This is a genomic window from Citrobacter sp. CK195, from assembly GCF_030333365.1.
Classification (GTDB): Bacteria; Pseudomonadota; Gammaproteobacteria; order Enterobacterales; family Enterobacteriaceae; genus Citrobacter_B; species Citrobacter_B koseri.
Genome location: NZ_JAOWGB010000024.1, coordinates 268,233 through 289,923 on the forward strand (window position 1 = coordinate 268,233; position 21,691 = coordinate 289,923).

Below are 21,691 nucleotides of genomic sequence, written 5' to 3' on the forward strand. Positions count from 1 at the left end.
GCTTTCGAACCGGAGGAATGCCATGACCATCGACCAAAATCAGGAAATCCTCCGTACCGAGGGACTCAGTAAATTCTTTCCCGGCGTTAAGGCGCTGGATAACGTCGATTTTAGCCTGCGCCGGGGCGAAATCATGGCGCTGCTCGGGGAAAACGGGGCGGGAAAATCAACGCTGATTAAAGCATTAACCGGCGTATACCATGCCGATCGCGGCACTATCTGGCTGGAAGGCCAGGCGATTTCACCGAAGAATACCGCGCATGCCCAGCAACTGGGGATCGGAACCGTCTACCAGGAGGTTAACCTTCTGCCCAATATGTCGGTGGCGGATAACCTGTTTATCGGTCGTGAGCCCCGGCGTTTTGGCCTGCTACGGCGCAAAGAAATGGAGAAACGCGCTACAGAATTGATGGCCTCTTACGGCTTTTCGCTGGATGTGCGTGAGCCGCTCAACCGCTTTTCCGTTGCAATGCAGCAGATTGTCGCTATCTGCCGGGCCATCGATCTCTCCGCTAAAGTCCTGATCCTCGACGAACCCACCGCCAGCCTCGACACCCAGGAAGTTGAGATGCTGTTTGGCCTGATGCGCCATCTGCGCGATCGCGGCGTCAGCCTGATCTTTGTTACGCACTTTCTCGATCAGGTTTATCAGGTGAGCGATCGGATCACCGTGTTACGCAACGGCAGCTTTGTCGGTTGCCGCGAAACCCGCGAGCTTCCACAGATCGAACTGGTGAAAATGATGCTGGGGCGCGAACTGGAGACCCATGCGCTACAGCGGGCGGGGCGCACCTTGCTGAGCGATAAACCGGTGGCTGCCTTTAAAGATTACGGCAGGAAAGACACCATCTCGCCGTTCAGCCTGGAAGTCCGCCCCGGCGAGATCGTCGGTCTGGCAGGGCTGTTGGGATCGGGGCGTACCGAAACCGCAGAGGTGATCTTCGGCATTAAACCGGCCGACAGCGGCAGTGCGATGATCAAAGGTAAACCGCAAACCCTGCGATCGCCGCATCAGGCTTCGTGCCTTGGGATTGGCTTTTGCCCGGAAGACAGGAAAACGGACGGCATTATTGCCGCCGCATCGGTACGGGAAAATATCATTCTGGCGCTACAGGCGCAGCGAGGCTGGCTGCGGCCGATTTCCCGCAGAGAACAGCAGGAGATTGCCGAGCGTTTTATCCGCCAGTTGGGCATTCGTACCCCCAGTGCGGAACAGCCGATTGAATTTCTCTCCGGCGGCAATCAGCAAAAAGTGTTGCTGTCGCGCTGGTTGCTGACCAAACCGCAGTTCCTGATCCTGGATGAACCGACACGCGGTATCGACGTTGGGGCGCATGCGGAGATCATCCGACTGATTGAAACGCTGTGTGCGGACGGGCTGGCGCTGCTGGTCATCTCCTCTGAACTGGAGGAACTGGTGGGCTATGCCGATCGGGTGATCATCATGCGCGATCGTAAACAGGTGGCGGAGATCCCGCTGGCGGAACTGTCCGTTCCGGCGATCATGAACGCCATTGCGGCGTAAGGAGAATAGTGTGATGCCTCAGTCTCTCCCGCAAACCACACCGCCGAAGCGACGTTTTCGCTGGCCGACAGGTATGCCGCAGATCGTGGCATTGCTGCTGGTGCTGTTGGTGGACAGCCTGGTGGCGCCGCATTTCTGGCAGGTGATTTTGCAGGATGGTCGCCTGTTCGGCAGCCCGATTGACATTCTTAACCGCGCGGCTCCCGTTGCGCTGCTGGCGATTGGGATGACGCTGGTGATCGCCACTGGCGGTATCGATCTCTCCGTCGGGGCGGTAATGGCGATTGCCGGGGCGACCACTGCCGCCATGACGGTGGCCGGGCACAGCTTACCGGTGGTGCTGCTCGCGGCGCTGGGAACAGGCGTACTGGCGGGCTTGTGGAATGGCATTCTGGTGGCGATCCTTAAAATTCAGCCGTTTGTCGCCACGCTCATTCTGATGGTGGCCGGACGTGGCGTGGCGCAGCTCATCACCTCCGGGCAGATCGTCACCTTTAACTCACCCAACTTATCGTGGTTCGGCAGCGGTTCGCTGCTGCTGTTTCCGACGCCCGTGATTATCGCGCTGCTTACCCTGGTGGTGTTCTGGCTGCTGACCCGTAAAACGGCGCTGGGGATGTTCATTGAAGCGGTGGGGATCAACATCCGGGCGGCGAAAAATGCCGGGGTGAACACCCGCATTATCGTCATGCTCACCTATGTTCTGAGCGGCCTGTGCGCGGCGATTGCGGGCATCATCATCACGGCGGATATTCGCGGCGCGGACGCCAACAACGCCGGACTCTGGCTGGAGCTGGACGCCATTCTGGCCGTGGTTATTGGCGGCGGCTCGCTGATGGGCGGGCGCTTTAACCTGCTGCTGTCGGTCGTGGGCGCATTGATTATCCAGGGGATGAATACCGGCATCCTGCTGTCAGGCTTTCCGCCGGAGATGAACCAGGTCGTCAAAGCCATCGTGGTGTTATGCGTGCTGATTGTGCAGTCGCAGCGCTTTATCAGTCTGATAAAAGGAGTGCGTGGTCGTGATAAAACGTAACTTACCGTTGATGATCACCCTCGGGGTTTTTGTGCTGGGCTATCTCTATTGCCTGACGCAGTTCCCCGGTTTCGCCTCAACCCGGGTTATCTGCAACATCCTGACCGATAACGCTTTCCTCGGGATTATCGCGGTTGGCATGACCTTCGTGATCCTCTCCGGCGGCATCGATCTGTCCGTGGGATCGGTGATCGCGTTTACCGGCGTTTTTCTGGCGAAGGCCATTGGCTACTGGGGGATCTCGCCGCTGCTGGCCTTCCCGCTGGTACTGGCGATGGGCTGTGCGTTCGGGGCATTTATGGGGCTGCTGATTGATGCGCTGAAGATTCCGGCGTTTATCATTACGCTGGCGGGGATGTTCTTCCTGCGTGGCGTCAGCTACCTGGTGTCTGAGGAGTCGATTCCGATTAACCACCCGATTTACGATACGCTCTCCAGCCTGGCATGGAAAATCCCCGGCGGCGGGCGTCTGAGCGCAATGGGGCTGCTGATGCTGGCGGTGGTGGTGATCGGCATTTTCCTCGCGCACCGTACGCGGTTTGGTAATCAGGTTTACGCCATTGGCGGAAATGCGGCGTCGGCGAACCTGATGGGGATTTCGACGCGCAGCACCACCATCCGTATTTATATGCTCTCTACCGGACTTGCGACGCTGGCGGGTATTGTTTTCTCCATTTATACCCAGGCCGGTTATGCGCTGGCGGGCGTTGGCGTTGAGCTGGATGCCATCGCATCGGTGGTGATTGGCGGTACGTTGCTGAGCGGAGGCGTGGGGACGGTGTTAGGTACGCTGTTCGGCGTGGCGATCCAGGGGCTGATCCAGACCTATATTAACTTCGATGGCACGCTGAGTTCCTGGTGGACGAAGATCGCTATCGGGATTTTGTTGTTTATTTTTATTGCCTTGCAGCGTGGTCTGACGGTGCTGTGGGAGAATCGCCAGAGCTCTCCGGTTACGCGTGTCAACACAGCCGCAACACCGAAGTAACATATTGAATTTCCTGAAACGTATAAACTTTTTCCGGTTGTAGTCGATAGATTCTATATCCCTACAACCGGAAAGATAACGATGCCAAAATCCCTCTCTATTCGTACAAGTTTACTGGTTTTACTGTCTTTACTTACCCTGCTCCTGTTGCTGACGGGCGGTATGGGGCTCTACGCCTCCACCCGTATTATCACTTCCTGGGTCTATTATGGGGTGATGACGGGGGCGACGCTGGCCGCCATCGGCCTGCTGGCGCTGGTATGGCTGATGTTGCGTAATAAGCTCCTGAAACCTCTTGATAATGTTGTTGAGCAACTGGAGCGTCTGGCGACAGGGGATTTATCGCCGACGGTAAGCCGTTTTGCCAGCTCTGAATTTAACCGTCTGAATACCGCCCTTGAAGAGATGCGTGCGGCGCTGAGTGAATCCGTGGTACGCGTTCGTGACGCCAGCACGCAAATTGATACCGGCAGCCGTGAACTGACGGCGGGCAACCTGCATCTGGCGCAACGCACGGAGTCTACGGCCACCTCGCTGGAACAGACAGCCGCCAGCATGGAAGAGCTGACTGCGACGGTGAAACTGAACGCTGAAAATGCCGATCAGGCGCACCAACTGGCGAAATCAGTCTCGGACACCGCCGATCGCGGCAGCGAGATGGTGTGCTATGTCATTGAGAAAATGCGTGATATTTCCGGCAGCTCTGACCGTATCGCCGATATTCTCGGCGTAATTGACGGCATCGCTTTCCAGACCAATATTCTGGCGCTGAATGCCTCCGTTGAAGCGGCGCGCGCTGGTGAACAGGGGCGCGGTTTTGCGGTGGTTGCCGGTGAGGTGCGTAATCTCGCCAGCCGCAGCGCCGATGCTGCGAAAGAGATCCGCGCGCTCATCAGCGACTCGCAAACGCATGTCGGAGAGGGCAGCGATCTGGCGATGCAGGCCGGTGAAACGATGGATGAGATTGCGACAGAAGTGATGCGCATGACCAAACTGATGCGTGAGATTGCCAGTGCTTCTCAGGAACAGAGCCGGGGCATTGAGCAGGTGAATATCGCGGTCAGTCAGATGGATGAAACCGCACAGCAGAACGCGGCGCTGGTACAGCAATCTTCCGCAGCCACCCGTTCGCTGGAAGAGCAGTCCCATGCGCTGCTGGAGGCGATGGCCGTATTTAAGCTACAGGCAGCGTAACCGAACGTAGGCCGGATAAGGCGAAGCCGCCACCAGGCAATAAATTGCCGGATGGCAACGCTGCGCGTTTTATCCGGCCTACATCCGTGCGATTAATGATAATTATGCGTCCGGGAACTCGCGGATGAAGCGTTCTACGTCTTCCACCATATGATCGGTGCCGACGAAGAACGGACGGCGCTGGTGCAGGCTTTCCGGCGTAATATCCAGAATGCGCTCTTTACCGTCGCTCGCTTTGCCGCCCGCCTGCTCAGCCAGGAAGGCCATCGGGTTGCATTCGTACAGCAGACGCAGTTTCCCTTCCGGGTGGCTGGCGGTGCTCGGGTAGAGGTAGATCCCGCCTTTCAGCAGGTTGCGGTGGAAATCCGCCACCAGGGAGCCAATATAGCGCGAGGTGTACGGGCGATTCGTGGACTTGTCCTCTTCCTGGCAGAACTTAATGTACTTCTTCACGCCATTCGGGAATTTGATGTAGTTGCCTTCGTTAATGGAGTAGGTGTTGCCCTTCTCCGGGAAGCGCATACGCTCCTGGCACAGGCAGAAAACGCCCAGCGACGGATCGTAGGTGAAGGCGTGTACGCCGCAGCCGGTGGTGTAAACCAGCATGGTTGAAGAGCCGTAGACCACATAACCCGCAGCCACCTGCTTGTTGCCCGGTTGCAGGAAATCTTCTTCCGTCACCGGCGTGCCGACAGGCGTTACGCGGCGGTAGATAGAGAAAATAGTACCGACAGAGACGTTAACATCGATGTTGGACGAGCCATCCAGTGGGTCCATCAGCACCACGTATTTCGCGTGTTCGCAGCCTTCAAAGACGACAATTTCATCTTCTTCTTCAGAAGCGATGCCCGCCACAATATCGCGTGCCTTCAGTGCAGCTTTCAGTTTTTCGTTCGCGAACAGGTCGAGTTTCTGCTGAACCTCGCCCTGCACGTTCTCAGCACCGCTGGCACCCAGGATATCGACCAGACCGGCCTTGTTGATATCACGGTGGATGATCTTGGCGCCCAGCTTTATTGCCGACAACAAAGCAGTGAGCTCACCGGTAGCATGAGAGAACTCGTGCTGCTTTTCGACAATAAATTCACCTAACGTTTTCATAACACTTTCCCTGCAATTGATATGGAGTAAAGCGACCGTAACAATCTTAACAAATATTTCAGCGGCCGCGCTCAGGTGAATCGCGCCAGCAAAGTACGGAATATCCTGAAATGCGTTTCTCACTTGCCTGACATGTGCGTAAAATGGCCCCCAGATTAAAAAAGGGTAGTGACGTATGCGCATTCATATTTTGGGAATTTGTGGCACTTTCATGGGCGGTCTGGCGATGCTGGCGCGCTCGCTCGGTCATGAAGTAACGGGTTCGGACGCCAATGTGTATCCGCCGATGAGCACCCTGCTTGAGAAGCAGGGCATTGATTTAATTCAGGGTTACGACGCCAGCCAGCTCGACCCACAGCCAGACCTGGTGATCATCGGCAACGCCATGACCCGTGGAAATCCGTGTGTTGAAGCGGTGCTGGAAAAGAACATTCCGTATATGTCCGGCCCGCAGTGGCTGCATGACTTTGTTCTGCGCGATCGCTGGGTGCTGGCCGTAGCCGGTACGCACGGTAAAACCACCACGGCAGGCATGGCGACCTGGATTCTGGAAGCCTGCGGTTATCAGCCGGGCTTCGTGATTGGCGGCGTTCCGGGCAATTTCGACGTTTCTGCCCGTCTGGGTGAAAGTCACTTCTTCGTCATTGAGGCGGATGAGTACGACTGCGCGTTCTTCGATAAGCGTTCCAAGTTTGTGCACTACTGCCCGCGCACGCTGATCCTCAACAACCTTGAGTTCGACCATGCGGACATCTTTGACGATCTGAAAGCGATTCAGAAGCAGTTCCACCACCTGGTGCGCATCGTGCCGGGGCAAGGGCGCATTATTTTCCCGGAACACGACATCAACCTGAAGCAGACGATCGCGATGGGCTGCTGGAGCGAGCAGGAGCTGGTGGGCGAGCAGGGGCACTGGCAGGCGAAGAAACTGAACGCGGATGCATCCGTTTGGGAAGTGTGGCTGGACGGTGAAAAAGCCGGCGAAGTGAAGTGGTCGCTGGTCGGTGAACACAATATGAATAACGGGCTGATGGCGATTGCCGCCGCTCGTCATGTTGGCGTAATGCCTGCGGATGCGGCTAACGCGTTGGGATCGTTCATCAACGCCCGTCGTCGTCTGGAGTTGCGCGGTGAAGCCAACGGTGTGACGGTGTATGACGATTTCGCTCACCACCCGACGGCGATCCTGGCGACGCTTGCGGCGTTGCGCAGTAAAGTGGGCGGTACGGCGCGTATTCTTGCGGTGCTGGAACCGCGCTCCAACACCATGAAGATGGGTCTTTGCAAAGACGATCTGGCTCCGTCGTTAGGGCGTGCGGATGAAGTGTTCTTGCTGCAACCGCAGCATATTCCGTGGCAGGTGGCGGAAGTCGCGGATGCCTGTGTTCAGCCTGCGCACTGGAGCGGGGATGTGGACGCGCTGGCCGACATGGTGGTGAAAACCGCGCAGCCTGGCGATCATATTCTGGTGATGAGCAACGGCGGGTTCGGCGGCATTCATCAAAAACTGTTGGATGGCCTGGCGAAAAAGGCAGAGGCTGCGGAGTAATCATATGCCCGGTGGCGCTGCGCTTACCGGGCCTACAATCTGTAGGCCGGATAGGACACATTGCGTTGCCATCCGGCAAATACCAATGCACCAGGCTGTAGGCCGGATAAGACGCGTTGCGTCGCCATCCGGCAATACCAAATGCACCAGGCTGTAGGCCGGATAAGACGCATTGCGTCGCCATCCGGCAATACCAAATGCACCAGGCTGTAGGCCGGATAAGACGCGTTGCGTCGCCATCCGGCAAATACCAAATACACCAGGCTGTAGGCCGGATAAGACGTTTTGCGTCGCCATCCGGCACACTTAACTCACGTACGCATTACTCTTCGTTTTCCGCCAGCTCACGCAGATACTGGAAGATCTGCCGCGCCGACTTCGGCGGCTTATTGCCTTCTTTCTCTTTCTTCGCGTTGCGGATCAGCGAGCGAAGCTGCTGACGGTCAGCATTCGGCCACAGGCTCAGCACTTCCTCCACCGCATCATCACCTTCAACGATCAGGCGATCGCGCAGTTGCTCAAGCTTATGGAACAGCACCACCTGCTGGTTGTGGCGGTTTTTCAGCTTATCCAGCGCCTGACGAATAGGTTCAACGTCGCGTTGACGCAGCATCTTACCGATCAGCTGCAACTGACGGCGGCGGCCTTCCATCTTAATACGCTGGGCCAGCTCAATGGCGGCGCGCAGATCCGCATCAAGCGGGATCTTATCCAGCGCGTTTTTCCCCAGATCCACAATTTCCGCGCCCAGGCGTTTTAACTCCTCGGCATCGCGTTTAATTTCACTTTTGCTGACCCAGATAATTTCATCGTCTTCGTCTTCGATGTCATCACCGGGAACGTCGTCGAGCCAGTCTTCGGGCTGCTTTGTCATGTCAGGCTCCTTAAAAAAAGAGGCTAATGTTACCAGTTAAGATGCGCACTGAAAAACGGTTCTCTGTTAGACTTCAGAGAAACTCTCTCTACAGTATGGCATTTGCGATGAAAGTAATCTCACAAGTTGAAGCGCAGCGTAAGATTCTGGAAGAAGCGGTCTCGACAGCCCTGGAGCTCGCCTCAGGCAAATCAGACGGCGCGGAAGTCTCTGTCAGCAAGACCACCGGCATCAGCGTCAGCACCCGTTATGGTGAAGTGGAGAACGTAGAATTTAATAGTGACGGCGCGCTGGGGATCACCGTTTATCACCAGAACCGTAAAGGCAGCGCGTCATCCACCGATTTAAGCCCGCAGGCGATTGCCCGTACCGTACAGGCGGCGCTGGATATTGCTCGCTATACCTCGCCGGACCCGTGCGCGGGCGTGGCAGATAAAGATCTGCTGGCCTTTGAGGCGCCGGATCTCGACCTGTTCCACCCGGCGGAAGTAACCCCGGATGAAGCCATTGATCTGGCTGCTCGCGCGGAGCAGGCGTCGTTGCAGGCGGATAAACGTATTACCAACACCGAAGGCGGCAGCTTTAACAGCCATTACGGCATCAAAGTGTTCGGCAACAGCCACGGCATGTTGCAGGGGTACTGCTCCACGCGCCATTCGCTCTCAAGCTGTGTCATCGCCGAAGAAAAGGGCGACATGGAGCGTGATTACGCCTACACCATTGGCCGCGCGTTAGGCGATCTGCAAACGCCGGAATGGGTGGGCGCCGAGTGCGCGCGCCGTACGTTATCTCGCCTGGCGCCGCGCAAACTCTCGACCATGAAAGCGCCGGTGATTTTCGCGAATGAAGTGGCGACCGGGTTGTTTGGCCATCTGGTCGGCGCGATTGCGGGCGGCTCGGTATACCGTAAATCGACCTTCCTGCTGGATTCGCTGGGCAAACAGATTCTGCCGGAATGGCTGACCATCGAAGAACACCCGCATCTGCTGAAAGGGCTGGCCTCTTCGCCATTCGACAGCGAAGGTGTGCGCACAGAGCGTCGCGACATTGTGAAAGACGGCGTGCTGACCCAGTGGCTGCTGACCAACTATTCCGCGCGCAAACTGGGGCTGAAAAGCACCGGGCACGCGGGCGGCATCCATAACTGGCGCATTGCCGGGCAGGGGCTGAGCTTTGAACAACTGCTCAAAGAGATGGGCACCGGTCTGGTCGTCACCGAACTCATGGGTCAGGGAGTGAGCGGCATTACTGGCGACTACTCCCGTGGCGCGGCCGGTTTCTGGGTTGAGAACGGCGAGATCCAGTATCCGGTCAGCGAGATCACCATCGCCGGGAATTTAAAAGAGATGTGGCGCAATATCGTCACCGTGGGTAACGATATTGAAACGCGTAGCAATATACAGTGTGGTTCCGTGCTGTTACCGGAGATGAAAATCGCCGGGCAGTAGCACTCGTTTGTTTTCTTTTCATAATAAAAATGAGGAAGTGAGCAATGCGTAAAAACCTGTTAGCTGTTCTTGCCATATCATCCCTGGCGTTCAGTTCGGCGGTGTTTTCTGCCGATCTTGAAGACAATATGGACACGCTTAACGACAATCTGAAGGTGGTGGAAAAAACGGATAACGCGACCGAACTGAAAGACGCGTTAAGCAAAATGCGCGCCGCTGCGCTGGATGCGCAAAAAGGCACGCCGCCTAAGCTGGAAGATAAAGCCCCGGATAGCCCGGAGATGAAGGATTTTCGCCACGGTTTAGATACGCTGGTCGGTCAGATTGACGGCGCATTAAAACTGGCGAATGAAGGAAAAATCAAAGAGGCGCAAGCGGCGGTGGAAACGTTTAAAACCACCCGCAACGCGTACCATAAGAAGTATCGTTAATAACGTGATGTAGGCCGGATAAGACGCATCGCGTCGTTATCCGGCATTTCCCCTGGGCCATAAGTAATCCCTATTCCCGTCACACTTTTTCACATTCGGCGATCGCGCGAATGTGCTTTTTCTCATCGGTTTTTCCGCCTTTCCTTGCGACGTATGTCACAGTTTTTCAGCGATAAATCGCCAAATCCCCCTTTTCTGTGGAACAGATCACTGTCGCCACTCGCCTTTCCACTTCGAAGTGGAAAACAACTCGCTACAAACTTTTAACCCCTGCCGTTAGTTTTAACCCAGAGCCATTAACGGGGTAAGACGAGTGAATAACGGAGCAGTAATGAACGACATGGGGGAGCAGGTGACGGAGATCGGTGAACTGGCCGATCGCATGCTGGCGCAGGTGTATGCCTTACTCAGCGAACATCACATCATTCCCAACGCCGTACAGGAACAAATGCTGACGTCTCATGTTCGCGCCATGGCGCACCGGTCAGTGACCGGCGAGCCTTTGCCGGAAGTGGATGCCAGTTTATTTGATGAAATTTCAGCCGAATCAATGGCACTTGCCCGCGACATCGTGGCGGCGTTTGGCAACCTTCCAGAGGAAGAAGCCTGGCTGCTGTCAGTACATTTCGAAGTCGCGAAAGACAACCTTTAAGGAGCAAAAAATGGAACAGATTACAGTCGTAATTGGCGATCGTCTGGGTAAGGGCCAGAAAGTGGCGGCAGGTGTGGAAAAAGCCGGTGGTCGTGCGGTGGTGGTGCCGGGCGTGGCGGCGGATATGAAGCTGGGCGACGTGATGAAAGCGGAAAACGCTACCTTTGGCATCTCTTTTTGCGGTAGCGGCGGTGCGGGCGCCATCACGGCGCAAAACAAGTATGGCTACAAAGCCAAATACGGGATGCGCTCTGTGGATGAAGGCGTCACGGCTATCAACGAAGGCTGCAACGTGCTGGGGTTCGGCTTTATGGATAAAGAAGAACTTGGCGAGCGTCTGGTTCAGGCGTGGCAGAAGAAATACGGCGCTTAAGTATGAAAGAACAATTCACCACTACGGTGAGAGTCACCGGTAAAGGCGAAGCCAAAGCGCGCGCCTTTGCCGATGCCCTGAACCACGTTCAGGGCGCGGTGATGAAAGCATCGCCGCATATTTTATTGCGTATTGAGCCACAGGATGTGCAGGTTGTTCAAGCGCGTGAAACGGTGCGCAAAGAAGCGTTTTTATTTGTCTTTTTGCGCCGGGAAAGACGCACCTACAGCGTGGAGCTGGAAGTGACCGTCAACGTGACTGCCATCAATCTCGACAAGGTGGACTTCGTCGCGCAACGCTGATTCTTTATTAAAAGGCATAAATATGTTCCTGATAATATTAATAAAATCGCTCATCATTGGTGGCCTGGTCGGCGTCGGTGTGGGCGCCGGGGCTGCACGCATGTTTCATGCGCCGACTACACAGGGTATGGGCGCGTTTCGTACATTGGGGGAACTGAACTCCTGTGAAGGGGACCCGGCTTCTCACTTCTCCTTCGGTCTGGGCTTCTTCTTCAACGCCTGGGCCTCATCCGTTGCGGCGGGTTCATTCACGCAGGATGTCGATCACCGCATCATCCCGAACTGGGGCGCGGCAGCGCTGATGATCAAAAACCGCAATGTCGGCGAGACGCTGCACGATCCAAAGAAAATGGCGATTGCCTGCGGCATCATCGGCATGATCGTCGTGACCTTCCTCAACCTTACCGCCTCTTCCGTACCGGAAGCGTTGCAGGTCACCGCCGTTAAGGTATTGGTGCCTGCGGCTAACCTGCTGGTGAATACCGTGATGCCGGTTATTTTCTGGTTGGCGGCGATCGACGCCGGGAAAAAATCAGGCTTCTGGGCCACCGTGTTTGGCGGCGCGGCGCAGCTGATCATGGGTAACGCCGTTCCGGGTCTGGTGCTGGGTATTCTGATCGGCAAAGGCGTTGAAGAGAGCGGCTGGAACCACGTCACCAAAGTGATGATGGTCGCCATTGTGGCGCTGTTTGTCCTGAGCGGCTTCTTCCGCGGCTTCGACATGAAGATGATCGAATCCTTCAATATGACCGTGCCGAACTGGCTCGAACTGATCCACGGCTCGCTCAGCGGCAAATAACGGAGGCCATCATAATGGAACAGAATAAAGGTTTTTGGTATGCCGACTGGTCGTTCCCGATCTTTGTAGGCTTGCTCTCATCCGGCGTTTTTGCCGGGACGCATATGTACTACCTGTACGGTATCGGCGCGTTTAACGAAGTGGCCTTTGTGGCAATGCTGAAAGCGGGGATGGACACCGGCGTTTACGGTGCGGTGGCCGCGTTTGGCGCAAGCTTCCTGTTTGCCCGCATTATCGAAGGGTCGCTGGTGGGGATTCTGGACATCGGCGGGGCGATCCAGACCGGCGTCGGTCTTGGGGTTCCGGCGCTGCTGCTGGGCGCAGGGATCGTTTTCCCGGTCGCTAACTTTGTCGCCTCGTTAATCACCGGTCTGGTGATTGGTCTGGCAATTGGCTACGTCATCATTCTGGCGCGTAAGTTCACCATCAATCAGAGCGACTCCACCTACGGGGCGGACGTGATGATGGGGGCGGGTAATGCGTCAGGCCGCTTCCTGGGGCCGCTGATCATCCTCAGCGCGATGACCGCCTCGATTCCAATCGGCGTGGGTTCTTTGCTGGGGGCGTTGCTGTTCTATCTCTGGCAGAAGCCGATCACCGGCGGCGCGATCCTCGGCGCCATGATTTTAGGTTCGATCTTCCCGATTGCCATTAGCTAACTGTTGATTTGTAGGCCGGATAAGGCGGTTACGCCGCCATCCGGCAAAGGAGAGAGCGATGTATGATTTACTCCTGCGCCGTGCGCGTCTGGTTGACGATACGGTGAGTGATATCGCCCTGAAGGACGGCAAAATTGCCGCGCTGGGCAATATCCAGCAACCGGCGGCGAAAACCGTCGATCTGCGCGGCGAGTATTACGTTAGCGCAGGGTGGATTGATTCCCACGTCCACTGCTATCCGAAATCCCCGATTTATCACGATGAGCCGGACAGCGTCGGTATTGCGACAGGCGTTACCACCGTTGTTGATGCGGGCAGTACCGGCGCAGACGACATTGATGATTTCTACACGCTGACCCGTGAAGCGGCCACTGAAGTTTATGCGTTGCTGAATATCTCCCGCGTAGGACTGATCGCACAAAACGAACTGGCGAATATGGCCAATGTCGATGCGGACGCCGTGAAACAGGCGGTGAAACGCCATCCGAATTTCATTGTGGGCCTGAAGGCGCGAATGAGCAGCAGCGTGGTGGGTGAAAACGGCATTACGCCGCTGGAATGCGCCAAAGCGATGCAGAAAGAGAACGGCGATCTGCCGTTGATGGTACACATCGGCAACAACCCGCCGGATCTGGATGAGATCGCTGAGCGTCTGACGGCGGGCGATATCATCACTCACTGCTATAACGGCAAACCTAATCGCATTCTGACGCCGGACGGTGAGCTGCGCGCGTCAATCACCCGGGCGCTACAGCGCGGCGTGCGCCTGGACGTTGGTCACGGCACTGCCAGCCTGAGCTTTGCGGTCGCGCAGCGCGCGATTAGCTTAGGCATTTTGCCGCACACCATCAGCTCGGATATCTACTGTCGTAACCGCATCAATGGCCCGGTTTATTCGCTTGCCAACGTGATGTCGAAATTCCTCGCCATCGGCATGACGCTGCCGCAGGTCATCGACTGTGTGACGGCAAATGCTGCTGATGGCCTGAACCTGAAAAGCAAAGGCCGCCTTGAGCCAGGTCTGGACGCCGACTTGACCCTCTTTACGCTCAGGCGTCAGCCAACCGTGCTGGTGGACGCTGAAAACGACAGCTTACAGGCTGAAAAATTGCTGGTGCCGCTTGCCGCCATCCGTGCGGGTAAGGGCTATGTAACCGAACAAGGGAGTGCTGAACGTGACTTCGATTTATGAAAAATACAATCTGAAACAAGTGATTAATACATCAGGGCGTATGACCGCGCTCGGTGTTTCCACCCCGCGCCCGGAAGTGGTGCAGGCGGCAATGGATGGCATGAACCAGTACTTTGAGATGAAAGATCTGGTCAATAAAACCGGGGAGTACATTGCAAAACTGCTGGATGTGGAAGGGGCGACGGTTGTCTCCTGCGCCTCGGCGGGGATTGCCCAGTCGGTAGCGGCGGTACTGGTTCAGGACAGCGACTGGCTGCTGGAAAACCTGCATGTTACTCCGATCGAGAATAACGAAATTGTATTGCCGAAAGGGCACAACGTTAACTTTGGCGCGCCGGTTGGCACGATGGTGGCGCTGGGCGGCGGTAAGCTGGTCGAAGCCGGTTATGCCAACGAATGTTCCGCAGCGCAGCTTGCGGCGGCGATCACTCCGCGCACGGCGGCGATCCTCTATATCAAATCTCACCACTGCGTGCAGAAAAGCATGCTCAGCGTAGAGCAGGCGGCGGTAGTCGCGCGCACGCACAATTTACCGTTGATTGTGGATGCGGCGGCAGAAGAGGATTTGCAGTGTTACTACCGCGTCGGCGCGGATCTGGTGATCTACAGCGGCGCGAAAGCGATTGAAGGGCCGACCAGCGGTCTGGTGCTCGGTAAAACTCAGTACGTCGAGTGGGTGAAACGCCAGACGGCGGGCATTGGCCGCGCCATGAAAGTCGGTAAAGAGGGCATCCTCGGGCTGACCTGCGCCATCGAACTCTACCTGAACGCGCAGAAAGAGAGCGGTGCGGAGATGGTCGAAAAAATGACGCCGTTTATTGATGCGCTGAATGCGCTTAATGGCGTGAGCGCCCGCGTGGTGTGGGACAGCGCCGGACGCGATATCGCGAGAACGGAAATTAAGTTCGATGAGGCCGTGACCGGCATTGCCACCGGCGATCTGGTGGAAGCCCTCAAACAGGGTGAGTACGCCATCTATTTCCGTGGCTACAAAGCTAACGAAGGCATTATTGAGGCGGATGTCCGCAGCGTAAATCAGGCGCAACTGGAGATTGTGGCACGCCGTATTCGCGACGTGATTAATCAGGAGAAAAAAGCATGAAACTGACCCCTAACTTTTACCGTGACCGCGTTTGTCTGAACGTTCTGGCGGGTTCCAAAGAGAACGCCCGTGAGATTTATGCGGCGGCGGAAGGCCATGTGCTGGTCGGCGTGCTCTCCAAAAATTACCCGGATGTCGACAGCGCGGTGGCGGATATGCGCGAATACGCGGCGCTTATCGACAATGCCCTCTCCGTTGGCCTGGGGGCTGGCGATCCGAACCAGTCGGCGATGGTGAGCGAAATCTCTCGTCAGGTGCAGCCGCAGCACGTTAATCAGGTCTTTACCGGCGTGGCGACCAGCCGCGCGCTGCTGGGGCAGAGTGAAACGGTCGTTAACGGTCTGGTCTCCCCGACGGGGACGCCGGGCAGAGTGAAAATTTCTACCGGCCCGCTGAGCAGCAAAACGCCGGACGGCATTGTTCCCGTTGAGACGGCGATTGCCCTGCTGAAAGACATGGGCGGCAGCTCGATTAAATACTTCCCGATGGGCGGCCTGAAATGCCGTGATGAGTACAAAGCGGTAGCGGAAGCCTGCGCCCGTCACGACTTCTGGCTGGAGCCGACTGGCGGTATCGATCTGGAAAACTTTGGCGAGATTTTGCAGATTGCGCTTGATGCCGGCGTCAGCAAAATCATTCCTCACATTTATAGTTCGATTATTGATAAGGTGAGTGGCAACACCCGTCCAGACGATGTACGCCAGCTGTTGGCCATTACCCGGACGTGCGTAGGTTAATAGCAAGAGTGAGGTAAGTGACGTGCGATTCCCCAACCAACGTTTGGCACAGCTGTTTGATATGTTGCAAAACGAGACGCTGCCGCAGGATGAGCTGGCGCAGCGGTTGTCGGTTTCCACGCGCACCGTGCGGGCGGACATTACTGCGTTGAATGCGTTGCTGACGCAGTATGGCGCGCAGTTTGTTCTGAGCCGGGGCAACGGTTATCAGCTCCGAATTGACGATCCGACCCGCTATCAAACCCTGCGGGAGCAGCAGCCGAGTACGCTGCGCATCCCGCGAACCAGCCAGGAACGGGTGCACTATCTGGTGGTTCGTTTCCTGACGTCCGCTTTCTCGCTCAAACTGGAAGATCTGGCGGATGAGTGGTTCGTCAGCCGTGCGACGCTGCAAAATGATATGGCGGAAGTTCGCGAGTGGCTGCGCCGCTATCATCTGACGCTGGAAACCCGCCCGCGCCACGGCATGAAATTGTTCGGCAGCGAAATGGCGATCCGCGCGTGTCTGACCGATCTCCTGTGGACGCTGGCGCAGCAGGACCCGGCGAACCCGTTGATTGTGGAAGAAGCGCTTAACGCGGGCGTACCGGAGCAATTGCAGCCGATTTTGCAGGAAATATTTACCCGTTTTCGTATCCGTCTGACAGATGAAGGCGAGCTGTTTTTACGCCTGTATTGCGCCGTCGCGGTACGGCGCATCAGCGAAGGGTATCCGCTGTCAGAATTTACCACGGAAGAGGTGGAGGACAACGTCTGCTTCGCGGCGCGGGATATTGCGGCGGTGCTGCAACACCTGGCGGATAAACCGCTGTCGGCGTCTGAAGAGAACTGGCTGAAGGTACACATTGCCGCACGGCAGGTGCAGGAGATTGCTCCCAGCGCCATCAATGCCGATGACGATGAAGCGCTGGTTAACTATATCCTCCGTTTTATCAACACGCAGTACAACTATAACCTGTTGAATGACAAACAGTTACACGCCGACCTGCTCACCCACATCAAAACGATGATCACGCGGGTGCGCTATCAGATAATGATCCCCAATCCGCTACTGGAAAACATTAAGCAGCACTACCCTATGGCGTGGGATATGACGCTGGCGGCCGTGTCGGGTTGGGGAAAATACACGCCATATACCATCAGCGAAAACGAGATTGGTTTTCTGGTATTGCATATCGGCGTTGGGCTGGAGCGTAGTTACAACATCGGTTACCAACGGCAGCCTAAAATCCTGCTGGTATGTGACGCGGGAAATGCGATGGTACGCATGATCGAAGCGGTGCTGGCGCGGAAATATCCGCAGATTGAGATCGTGAGAACCCTGACTCTGCGTGACTATGAGCAGCGGGACAGCATTGCCGAAGATTTTGTCATCTCTACCGCGCGCGTCAGCGAAAAAGATAAGCCGGTGGTCATGATTGCGCCATTCCCTACCGACTACCAGCTGGAGCAGATCGGCAAGCTGGTGCTGGTGGACAGAACCCGCCCGTGGATGCTGAACAAATACTTCGACGCCGCTCACTTTCGCATTATCGACGGTGCAATGGATCAGCAGACGCTGTTTAAGACATTGTGCGATCAGCTGCAAAGCGAGGGGTTTGTGGATGCGGAGTTTCTCGACTCGGTGGTTGAGCGTGAGGCCATTGTCAGCACGATGTTAGGCGACAGCATCGCCCTGCCGCACGCCCTGGGATTGCTGGCGAAGAAAACGGTGGTCTATACCGTGCTCGCGCCGCAGGGCATCGTCTGGGGAGATGAGACGGCGCACGTCATCTTTTTACTCGCCATCAGTAAAAGCGAGTATGAAGAAGCAATGGCGATCTACGATATTTTTGTCACTTTCCTGCGTGAGCGCGCCATGACGCGACTCTGCGCCAGCCAGAATTTTGCCGAGTTCAAAGCGGTAGCGATGGAGTGCGTGAGCCGTTTTTGAGAGGCGTTTTCCAGAAATGAATGTTAATGCAAATGTAATGCTATAACGCATTACATTTGTTTATCCTGAAGCAGAGAAACGGCGTTAAAGAGTGCGATCAACGTAAATGATGGACGACCTGGTTACTGCTGCCGCGCCAGATCAGCATCGGGTCTTTAAGATCCTGTACGAATTTACCGTCGACCAGCACGTTAATCAGATCCACAACCTGCATTTGCGCGGCGTTGAGTTCATCCAGCTTATAACCCGTCCATACCCAGATGTCTTTGCCGGGGCACTCTTCGCGAATGCGTCGCACCAGTTTCAGAATGTCCGGTACGTTTTGGGGATGCAGCGGATCGCCGCCAGACAGTGAGATCCCCTGGCGTTTAATCCGCGCGTCGTTCAGATCGTTAATGATCTGGTCTTCCATCTCTTTCGTAAACGGTTTACCCGAATTGAGCCGCCAGGTGCTTTTGTTGTAACACCCAGGGCATTCATGCACGCACCCGGAAACAAACAGAGTACAGCGCGTGCCGGGGCCGTTGACGATGTCGACGGGGTAGTACTGGTGAAAGTTCATAGTCTGTAACCACGCCGGGTGGCGCTACGCTTACCCGGCCTACAGTAAGAGTGCAGTCCGTAGGCCCGGTAAGCGTAGCGCCACCGGGCATTAACGTGACAGCGGATTAACCGATCTGCCCATTGCCTAAATGCTTAACGCGGCGCTTCACTTCTTCCTGCTTACCGGCGTTAAACGGACGCGCATCCGGGCTGCCTAAATAACCGCATACGCGGCGGGTGACTGAAACACGCGCGGCGTCGTGGTTACCGCATTTCGGGCAGGTAAACCCTTTGCTGGTGCACTCGAACTCGCCGGTAAAGCCGCACTCGTAACACTCATCGATTGGCGTGTTGGTTCCGTAATACGGCACATGCTGATAGCTGTAATCCCAGACGTCTTCCAGCGCTTTCAGGTTGTGCTGAATGTTCGGGTATTCGCCGTAGCAAATGAAGCCACCGCTCGCCAGCGGCGGATACGGCGCTTCGAAATCGATTTTATCGTACGGGTTCACCTTTTTCTCCACGTCGAGGTGGAAGCTGTTGGTGTAGTAGCCTTTATCGGTCACGCCCGGCACGACGCCAAACTCAGCGGTATCCAGACGGCAGAAGCGGTCGCACAGGTTCTCGCTCGGTGTGCTGTACAGGCTGAAGCCATAGCCGGTTTCGTCTTTCCACTGATCCACCGCCTGACGCAGGCGCTCGACAATGGCGATACCTTTAGCGCGCAGCGCTTCGCTGTCGTACAGATGTTTGTCGCCAAACAGCGCGTTGATGGTTTCGTGAATACCGATATAGCCCAGCGAAATTGACGCGCGGCCATTTTTGAAAATCTCGGAAACGTCATCGTCAGCTTTCAGGCGGACACCACAGGCGCCTTCCATATAAAGGATTGGCGCAACGCGGGCTTTCACGCCTTCCAGACGGGCGATACGGGTCATCAGCGCCTTACGCGCCAGCACCAGGCGATCGTCCAGTAGCTTCCAGAACGTTGCTTCATTGCCACCGGCTTCCAGCGCGATACGCGGCAGGTTGAGGCTGATGACGCCCAGGTTGTTGCGGCCATCGTGAACCTGTTCGCCGTTCTCATTTTCCCAGACGCCGAGGAAGCTGCGACAGCCCATTGGCGTTTTGAACGAACCGGTCACTTTCACCACCTGATCGTAGTTCAGGATGTCTGGATACATGCGTTTGCTTGCGCACTCCAGCGCCAGCTGTTTGATGTCGTAGTTTGGATCGCCAAACTTGTGGTTCAGACCGTCGCGAATCGCAAACACCAGTTTCGGGAACACAGCGGTTTTACGGTTCTTACCCAGACCTGCGATACGGTTACGCAGGATGGATTGCTGAATCAGGCGCGATTCCCAGCTGGTGCCGAGGCCAAAACCAAAGGTGACGAACGGCGTCTGTCCGTTGGCGGTGTGCAGCGTATTCACTTCGTATTCCAGAGACTGGAAAGCGTCGTAGCACTCTTTCTCGGTACGGGCGTGCGCGTAGCCGTCAGCGTCCGGGATCTGCCACTCTTCGGCGGTCTTACGGTGTTTATTGAAGCTGGCGGTAACAAACGGCGCCAGCACTTCATCAATACGGTTGATGGTGGTGCCGCCATAAATATGGCTGGCGACCTGCGCGATGATTTGCGCGGTTACGGCCGTGGCGGTGGAGATGGATTTCGGCGGCTCGATTTCCGCATTCCCCATCTTAAAGCCCTGCGTCAGCATGCCTTTCAGATCGATCAGCATACAGTTGAACATCGGGAAGAACGGAGAATAGTCGAGATCGTGATAGTGAATGTCGCCGCGCTCGTGCGCCTGTACCACATCACGCGGCAGCAGATGCTGACGGGCGTAGTGTTTCGCCACGATACCGGCCAGCAGATCGCGCTGGGTCGGGATCACTTTACTGTCTTTGTTGGCGTTTTCGTTCAGCAGCGCGGAGTTGGTTTGCTCAACCAGGCCACGAATTTCCTGGTTCAGACGGCCACGTTTTTCACGTTGAATATCACGGTCATGGCGGTATTCAATGTAAGCGCGAGCGAGTTGTTTGTACGGCCCGGACATCAGCTGGTTCTCAACGGCTGTCTGGATCTCGTTGATATCAACCTGGCTGCGCTCATTCATCTGGTTACTAACGACTTCTGCGACGGTGGCGCAGTAATCTGCGTCATCGACTCCCGCTGCTTTAGCTGCACGCAGAATGGCTTCCTTGATGCGCTCTGATTTAAACGGCACTTTACAGCCATCTCGTTTCATCACATGCGGTGTCATGATCACTCCATATTTATAAGAACAGGTTATCCACAGAGGCTGAGGAAGTCTGCGTGGGTTTATTCATCTCTCTATCCAACGACTTCCCGCAATCCCGACCCACGTTATCCACAACATCACCGTTATGGCGTCGTGTTGTGTTTGTAGCAATTGTAGTCGATTAATACAACATATTGGGTCGGGTTGCATTTTAAGTTCTATATGTAGTGATTTGCATCAAAGATGTTTACGATTTTATTGATTCAGAACAAAGTAAAAATTTAAGAGTACGAATGGCGGGCGCTTGCGCTTAATGTAAATTTTTGGACTTAAAAATTGCGTAAAAATTCAACAAAATTCGGGCGTTAAGCCAGGCGTTCGTCAAACCGGCGCGAAAAGAAACGACCGGTTTGACGCAGGAGGGGTTATTGCGCTGTTGCGTTCATCCAGTGAATACCCGCATTGATAAATGCAGCAACAGCGACGATCCCCAAAATCAGGGGGACAAGCCGGGTGTTTTTCACTGCAATGGCGGGTTCTGGCGAAACCGAAGGCGCATCTGGCGAGAGCAGCGCAAGCACCTCTTCGGCAGAGGAAGCGTTGATGAGTGATTCACGCACCTTATCGTCCACCAGAGACGAGGTTAGTCGGGTTAATAATTGCATATGCGTACTGCCTGCTTCTTCTGGGGGAATCGCCAGCAGAAATACCAACTGAACCTCCTCGTCCCCCTCAAGACCCGGCCACATGACGGGCTGGCGAAACAGGGCGACGCTAAATGCGGCCTGGACAACCGAGCCGCATTTCCCATGTGGGACAGCCAGCGACTCTCCCAACGCCGTGGGCCCTTCGCTTTCACGGCGCAGGACGCTATCAATAAACATCGCCTTGTCGTTGATCAGGCCCTGCCTGAACAGGGCGGCGGACATCTCCCCGATCACCGCTTCAGGAGTGCGGTGCGGCGGATCGATAAAAATCAGTTCAGAATGCGTAAGCGCGGACAACTCCAT

21 protein-coding genes are annotated in these 21,691 nt (G+C 55.9%); 16 read left to right on the forward strand and 5 right to left on the reverse strand.

What is annotated here, in order from left to right; translation table 11 throughout:
• Nucleotides 1-22: 22 nt before the first annotated feature.
• From ytfR to OGX93_RS12470, 4 genes are all read left to right on the forward strand, one after another.
• Nucleotides 23-1,525, forward strand: coding sequence for a galactofuranose ABC transporter, ATP-binding protein YtfR (gene ytfR / locus OGX93_RS12455; protein ID WP_047459408.1), 1,503 nt, complete (start codon nucleotides 23-25; stop codon nucleotides 1,523-1,525).
• A 13-nt stretch (nucleotides 1,526-1,538) separates the two neighbouring features.
• Nucleotides 1,539-2,561: a galactofuranose ABC transporter, ATP-binding protein YtfT gene (ytfT, locus tag OGX93_RS12460; RefSeq protein WP_024130780.1), complete on the forward strand. Its 1,023-nt coding sequence runs from the start codon at nucleotides 1,539-1,541 to the stop codon at nucleotides 2,559-2,561.
• Nucleotides 2,548-3,549, forward strand: a complete 1,002-nt coding sequence (yjfF, locus tag OGX93_RS12465; RefSeq protein WP_024130779.1) for a galactofuranose ABC transporter, permease protein YjfF — start codon at nucleotides 2,548-2,550, stop codon at nucleotides 3,547-3,549. The genes ytfT and yjfF overlap by 14 nt, the downstream gene beginning before the upstream one ends.
• 81 nt (nucleotides 3,550-3,630) lie before the next feature.
• Entirely contained in the window at nucleotides 3,631-4,743 is a 1,113-nt protein-coding gene (locus OGX93_RS12470) for a methyl-accepting chemotaxis protein (RefSeq protein ID WP_080750335.1), read from the forward strand.
• A 102-nt stretch (nucleotides 4,744-4,845) separates the two neighbouring features.
• Here the strand turns inward: OGX93_RS12470 and fbp are convergent, their stop codons facing one another.
• Nucleotides 4,846-5,844, reverse strand: coding sequence for a class 1 fructose-bisphosphatase (gene fbp / locus OGX93_RS12475; RefSeq protein WP_024130778.1), 999 nt, complete (start codon nucleotides 5,842-5,844; stop codon nucleotides 4,846-4,848).
• 175 nt (nucleotides 5,845-6,019) lie between these two features.
• Here fbp and mpl point away from each other — a divergent pair, with 175 nt between their 5' ends.
• Nucleotides 6,020-7,393 (forward strand): UDP-N-acetylmuramate:L-alanyl-gamma-D-glutamyl-meso-diaminopimelate ligase, encoded by a 1,374-nt coding sequence (gene mpl, locus OGX93_RS12480; protein ID WP_024130777.1) that lies wholly within the window; start codon nucleotides 6,020-6,022, stop codon nucleotides 7,391-7,393.
• A 322-nt stretch (nucleotides 7,394-7,715) separates the two neighbouring features.
• Here the strand turns inward: mpl and yjgA are convergent, their stop codons facing one another.
• Nucleotides 7,716-8,267, reverse strand: a complete 552-nt coding sequence (gene yjgA / locus OGX93_RS12485; protein WP_012134373.1) for a ribosome biogenesis factor YjgA — start codon at nucleotides 8,265-8,267, stop codon at nucleotides 7,716-7,718.
• A gap of 95 nt (nucleotides 8,268-8,362) precedes the next feature.
• Between yjgA and pmbA the strand changes: the two genes are divergently transcribed.
• From pmbA to OGX93_RS12540, 11 genes are all read left to right on the forward strand, one after another.
• On the forward strand, nucleotides 8,363-9,715 hold the full coding sequence (pmbA, locus tag OGX93_RS12490; protein ID WP_047459405.1) for a metalloprotease PmbA: 1,353 nt from the start codon (nucleotides 8,363-8,365) through the stop codon (nucleotides 9,713-9,715).
• Nucleotides 9,716-9,759: 44 nt separating this feature from the next.
• Nucleotides 9,760-10,146 carry a cytochrome b562 gene (cybC, locus tag OGX93_RS12495; RefSeq protein ID WP_286449912.1) on the forward strand — a complete coding sequence of 129 codons (387 nt, stop codon included), beginning with the start codon at nucleotides 9,760-9,762 and terminating at the stop codon, nucleotides 10,144-10,146.
• 331 nt (nucleotides 10,147-10,477) lie between these two features.
• Nucleotides 10,478-10,798 carry a glycine dehydrogenase gene (locus OGX93_RS12500; protein WP_012134369.1) on the forward strand — a complete coding sequence of 107 codons (321 nt, stop codon included), beginning with the start codon at nucleotides 10,478-10,480 and terminating at the stop codon, nucleotides 10,796-10,798.
• Nucleotides 10,799-10,808: 10 nt separating this feature from the next.
• Nucleotides 10,809-11,171 (forward strand): SFCGS family glycine-rich protein, encoded by a 363-nt coding sequence (locus OGX93_RS12505; protein ID WP_012134368.1) that lies wholly within the window; start codon nucleotides 10,809-10,811, stop codon nucleotides 11,169-11,171.
• A gap of 2 nt (nucleotides 11,172-11,173) precedes the next feature.
• The gene (locus OGX93_RS12510; protein WP_012134367.1) at nucleotides 11,174-11,473 is read left to right on the forward strand and encodes a DUF4312 family protein; all 300 of its coding nucleotides are present in this window, start codon (nucleotides 11,174-11,176) and stop codon (nucleotides 11,471-11,473) included.
• Between the two features lie 22 nt (nucleotides 11,474-11,495).
• Nucleotides 11,496-12,272: a DUF4311 domain-containing protein gene (locus tag OGX93_RS12515; RefSeq protein ID WP_012134366.1), complete on the forward strand. Its 777-nt coding sequence runs from the start codon at nucleotides 11,496-11,498 to the stop codon at nucleotides 12,270-12,272.
• A 14-nt stretch (nucleotides 12,273-12,286) separates the two neighbouring features.
• Nucleotides 12,287-12,931, forward strand: coding sequence for a DUF4310 family protein (locus OGX93_RS12520; protein ID WP_012134365.1), 645 nt, complete (start codon nucleotides 12,287-12,289; stop codon nucleotides 12,929-12,931).
• Between the two features lie 58 nt (nucleotides 12,932-12,989).
• The gene (locus tag OGX93_RS12525) at nucleotides 12,990-14,123 is read left to right on the forward strand and encodes an amidohydrolase/deacetylase family metallohydrolase (RefSeq protein ID WP_112001304.1); all 1,134 of its coding nucleotides are present in this window, start codon (nucleotides 12,990-12,992) and stop codon (nucleotides 14,121-14,123) included.
• Nucleotides 14,107-15,225 (forward strand): DgaE family pyridoxal phosphate-dependent ammonia lyase, encoded by a 1,119-nt coding sequence (locus OGX93_RS12530; protein ID WP_024130774.1) that lies wholly within the window; start codon nucleotides 14,107-14,109, stop codon nucleotides 15,223-15,225. The genes OGX93_RS12525 and OGX93_RS12530 overlap by 17 nt, the downstream gene beginning before the upstream one ends.
• A complete protein-coding gene (gene dagF, locus OGX93_RS12535; protein WP_047459393.1) occupies nucleotides 15,222-15,962 on the forward strand; it encodes a 2-dehydro-3-deoxy-phosphogluconate aldolase in 741 nt (246 codons plus the stop codon). Before OGX93_RS12530 ends, dagF begins: the two co-directional genes overlap by 4 nt.
• Nucleotides 15,963-15,984: 22 nt before the next feature.
• Nucleotides 15,985-17,895: a BglG family transcription antiterminator gene (locus OGX93_RS12540; RefSeq protein WP_058668474.1), complete on the forward strand. Its 1,911-nt coding sequence runs from the start codon at nucleotides 15,985-15,987 to the stop codon at nucleotides 17,893-17,895.
• 97 nt (nucleotides 17,896-17,992) lie between these two features.
• On the opposite strand, the gene nrdG is transcribed toward OGX93_RS12540, so the two are convergent.
• From nrdG to OGX93_RS12555, 3 genes are all read right to left on the reverse strand, one after another.
• Nucleotides 17,993-18,457, reverse strand: a complete 465-nt coding sequence (gene nrdG, locus OGX93_RS12545; protein WP_047459387.1) for an anaerobic ribonucleoside-triphosphate reductase-activating protein — start codon at nucleotides 18,455-18,457, stop codon at nucleotides 17,993-17,995.
• A 106-nt stretch (nucleotides 18,458-18,563) separates the two neighbouring features.
• Entirely contained in the window at nucleotides 18,564-20,702 is a 2,139-nt protein-coding gene (gene nrdD / locus OGX93_RS12550) for an anaerobic ribonucleoside-triphosphate reductase (RefSeq protein WP_047459384.1), read from the reverse strand.
• 404 nt (nucleotides 20,703-21,106) lie between these two features.
• Entirely contained in the window at nucleotides 21,107-21,691 is a 585-nt protein-coding gene (locus OGX93_RS12555) for a fructose PTS transporter subunit IIA (protein WP_286449911.1), read from the reverse strand.

Bases quoted from the DNA above. Each gene is read 5' to 3' on its own strand.
- OGX93_RS12555 (WP_286449911.1), bottom strand. From the start codon at position 21,691: ATGGAGTTGTCCGCGCTTACGCATTCTGAACTGATTTTTATCGATCCG.
- OGX93_RS12470 (WP_080750335.1), top strand. From the start codon at position 3,631: ATGCCAAAATCCCTCTCTATTCGTACAAGTTTACTGGTTTTACTGTCT.
- OGX93_RS12520 (WP_012134365.1), top strand. From the start codon at position 12,287: ATGGAACAGAATAAAGGTTTTTGGTATGCCGACTGGTCGTTCCCGATC.
- OGX93_RS12510 (WP_012134367.1), top strand. From the start codon at position 11,174: ATGAAAGAACAATTCACCACTACGGTGAGAGTCACCGGTAAAGGCGAA.
- cybC (WP_286449912.1), top strand. From the start codon at position 9,760: ATGCGTAAAAACCTGTTAGCTGTTCTTGCCATATCATCCCTGGCGTTC.
- nrdG (WP_047459387.1), bottom strand. From the start codon at position 18,457: ATGAACTTTCACCAGTACTACCCCGTCGACATCGTCAACGGCCCCGGC.
- OGX93_RS12500 (WP_012134369.1), top strand. From the start codon at position 10,478: ATGAACGACATGGGGGAGCAGGTGACGGAGATCGGTGAACTGGCCGAT.
- OGX93_RS12515 (WP_012134366.1), top strand. From the start codon at position 11,496: ATGTTCCTGATAATATTAATAAAATCGCTCATCATTGGTGGCCTGGTC.
- nrdD (WP_047459384.1), bottom strand. From the start codon at position 20,702: ATGACACCGCATGTGATGAAACGAGATGGCTGTAAAGTGCCGTTTAAA.
- dagF (WP_047459393.1), top strand. From the start codon at position 15,222: ATGAAACTGACCCCTAACTTTTACCGTGACCGCGTTTGTCTGAACGTT.
- ytfR (WP_047459408.1), top strand. From the start codon at position 23: ATGACCATCGACCAAAATCAGGAAATCCTCCGTACCGAGGGACTCAGT.
- fbp (WP_024130778.1), bottom strand. From the start codon at position 5,844: ATGAAAACGTTAGGTGAATTTATTGTCGAAAAGCAGCACGAGTTCTCT.
- pmbA (WP_047459405.1), top strand. From the start codon at position 8,363: ATGGCATTTGCGATGAAAGTAATCTCACAAGTTGAAGCGCAGCGTAAG.
- mpl (WP_024130777.1), top strand. From the start codon at position 6,020: ATGCGCATTCATATTTTGGGAATTTGTGGCACTTTCATGGGCGGTCTG.
- OGX93_RS12525 (WP_112001304.1), top strand. From the start codon at position 12,990: ATGTATGATTTACTCCTGCGCCGTGCGCGTCTGGTTGACGATACGGTG.
- ytfT (WP_024130780.1), top strand. From the start codon at position 1,539: ATGCCTCAGTCTCTCCCGCAAACCACACCGCCGAAGCGACGTTTTCGC.
- OGX93_RS12505 (WP_012134368.1), top strand. From the start codon at position 10,809: ATGGAACAGATTACAGTCGTAATTGGCGATCGTCTGGGTAAGGGCCAG.
- yjgA (WP_012134373.1), bottom strand. From the start codon at position 8,267: ATGACAAAGCAGCCCGAAGACTGGCTCGACGACGTTCCCGGTGATGAC.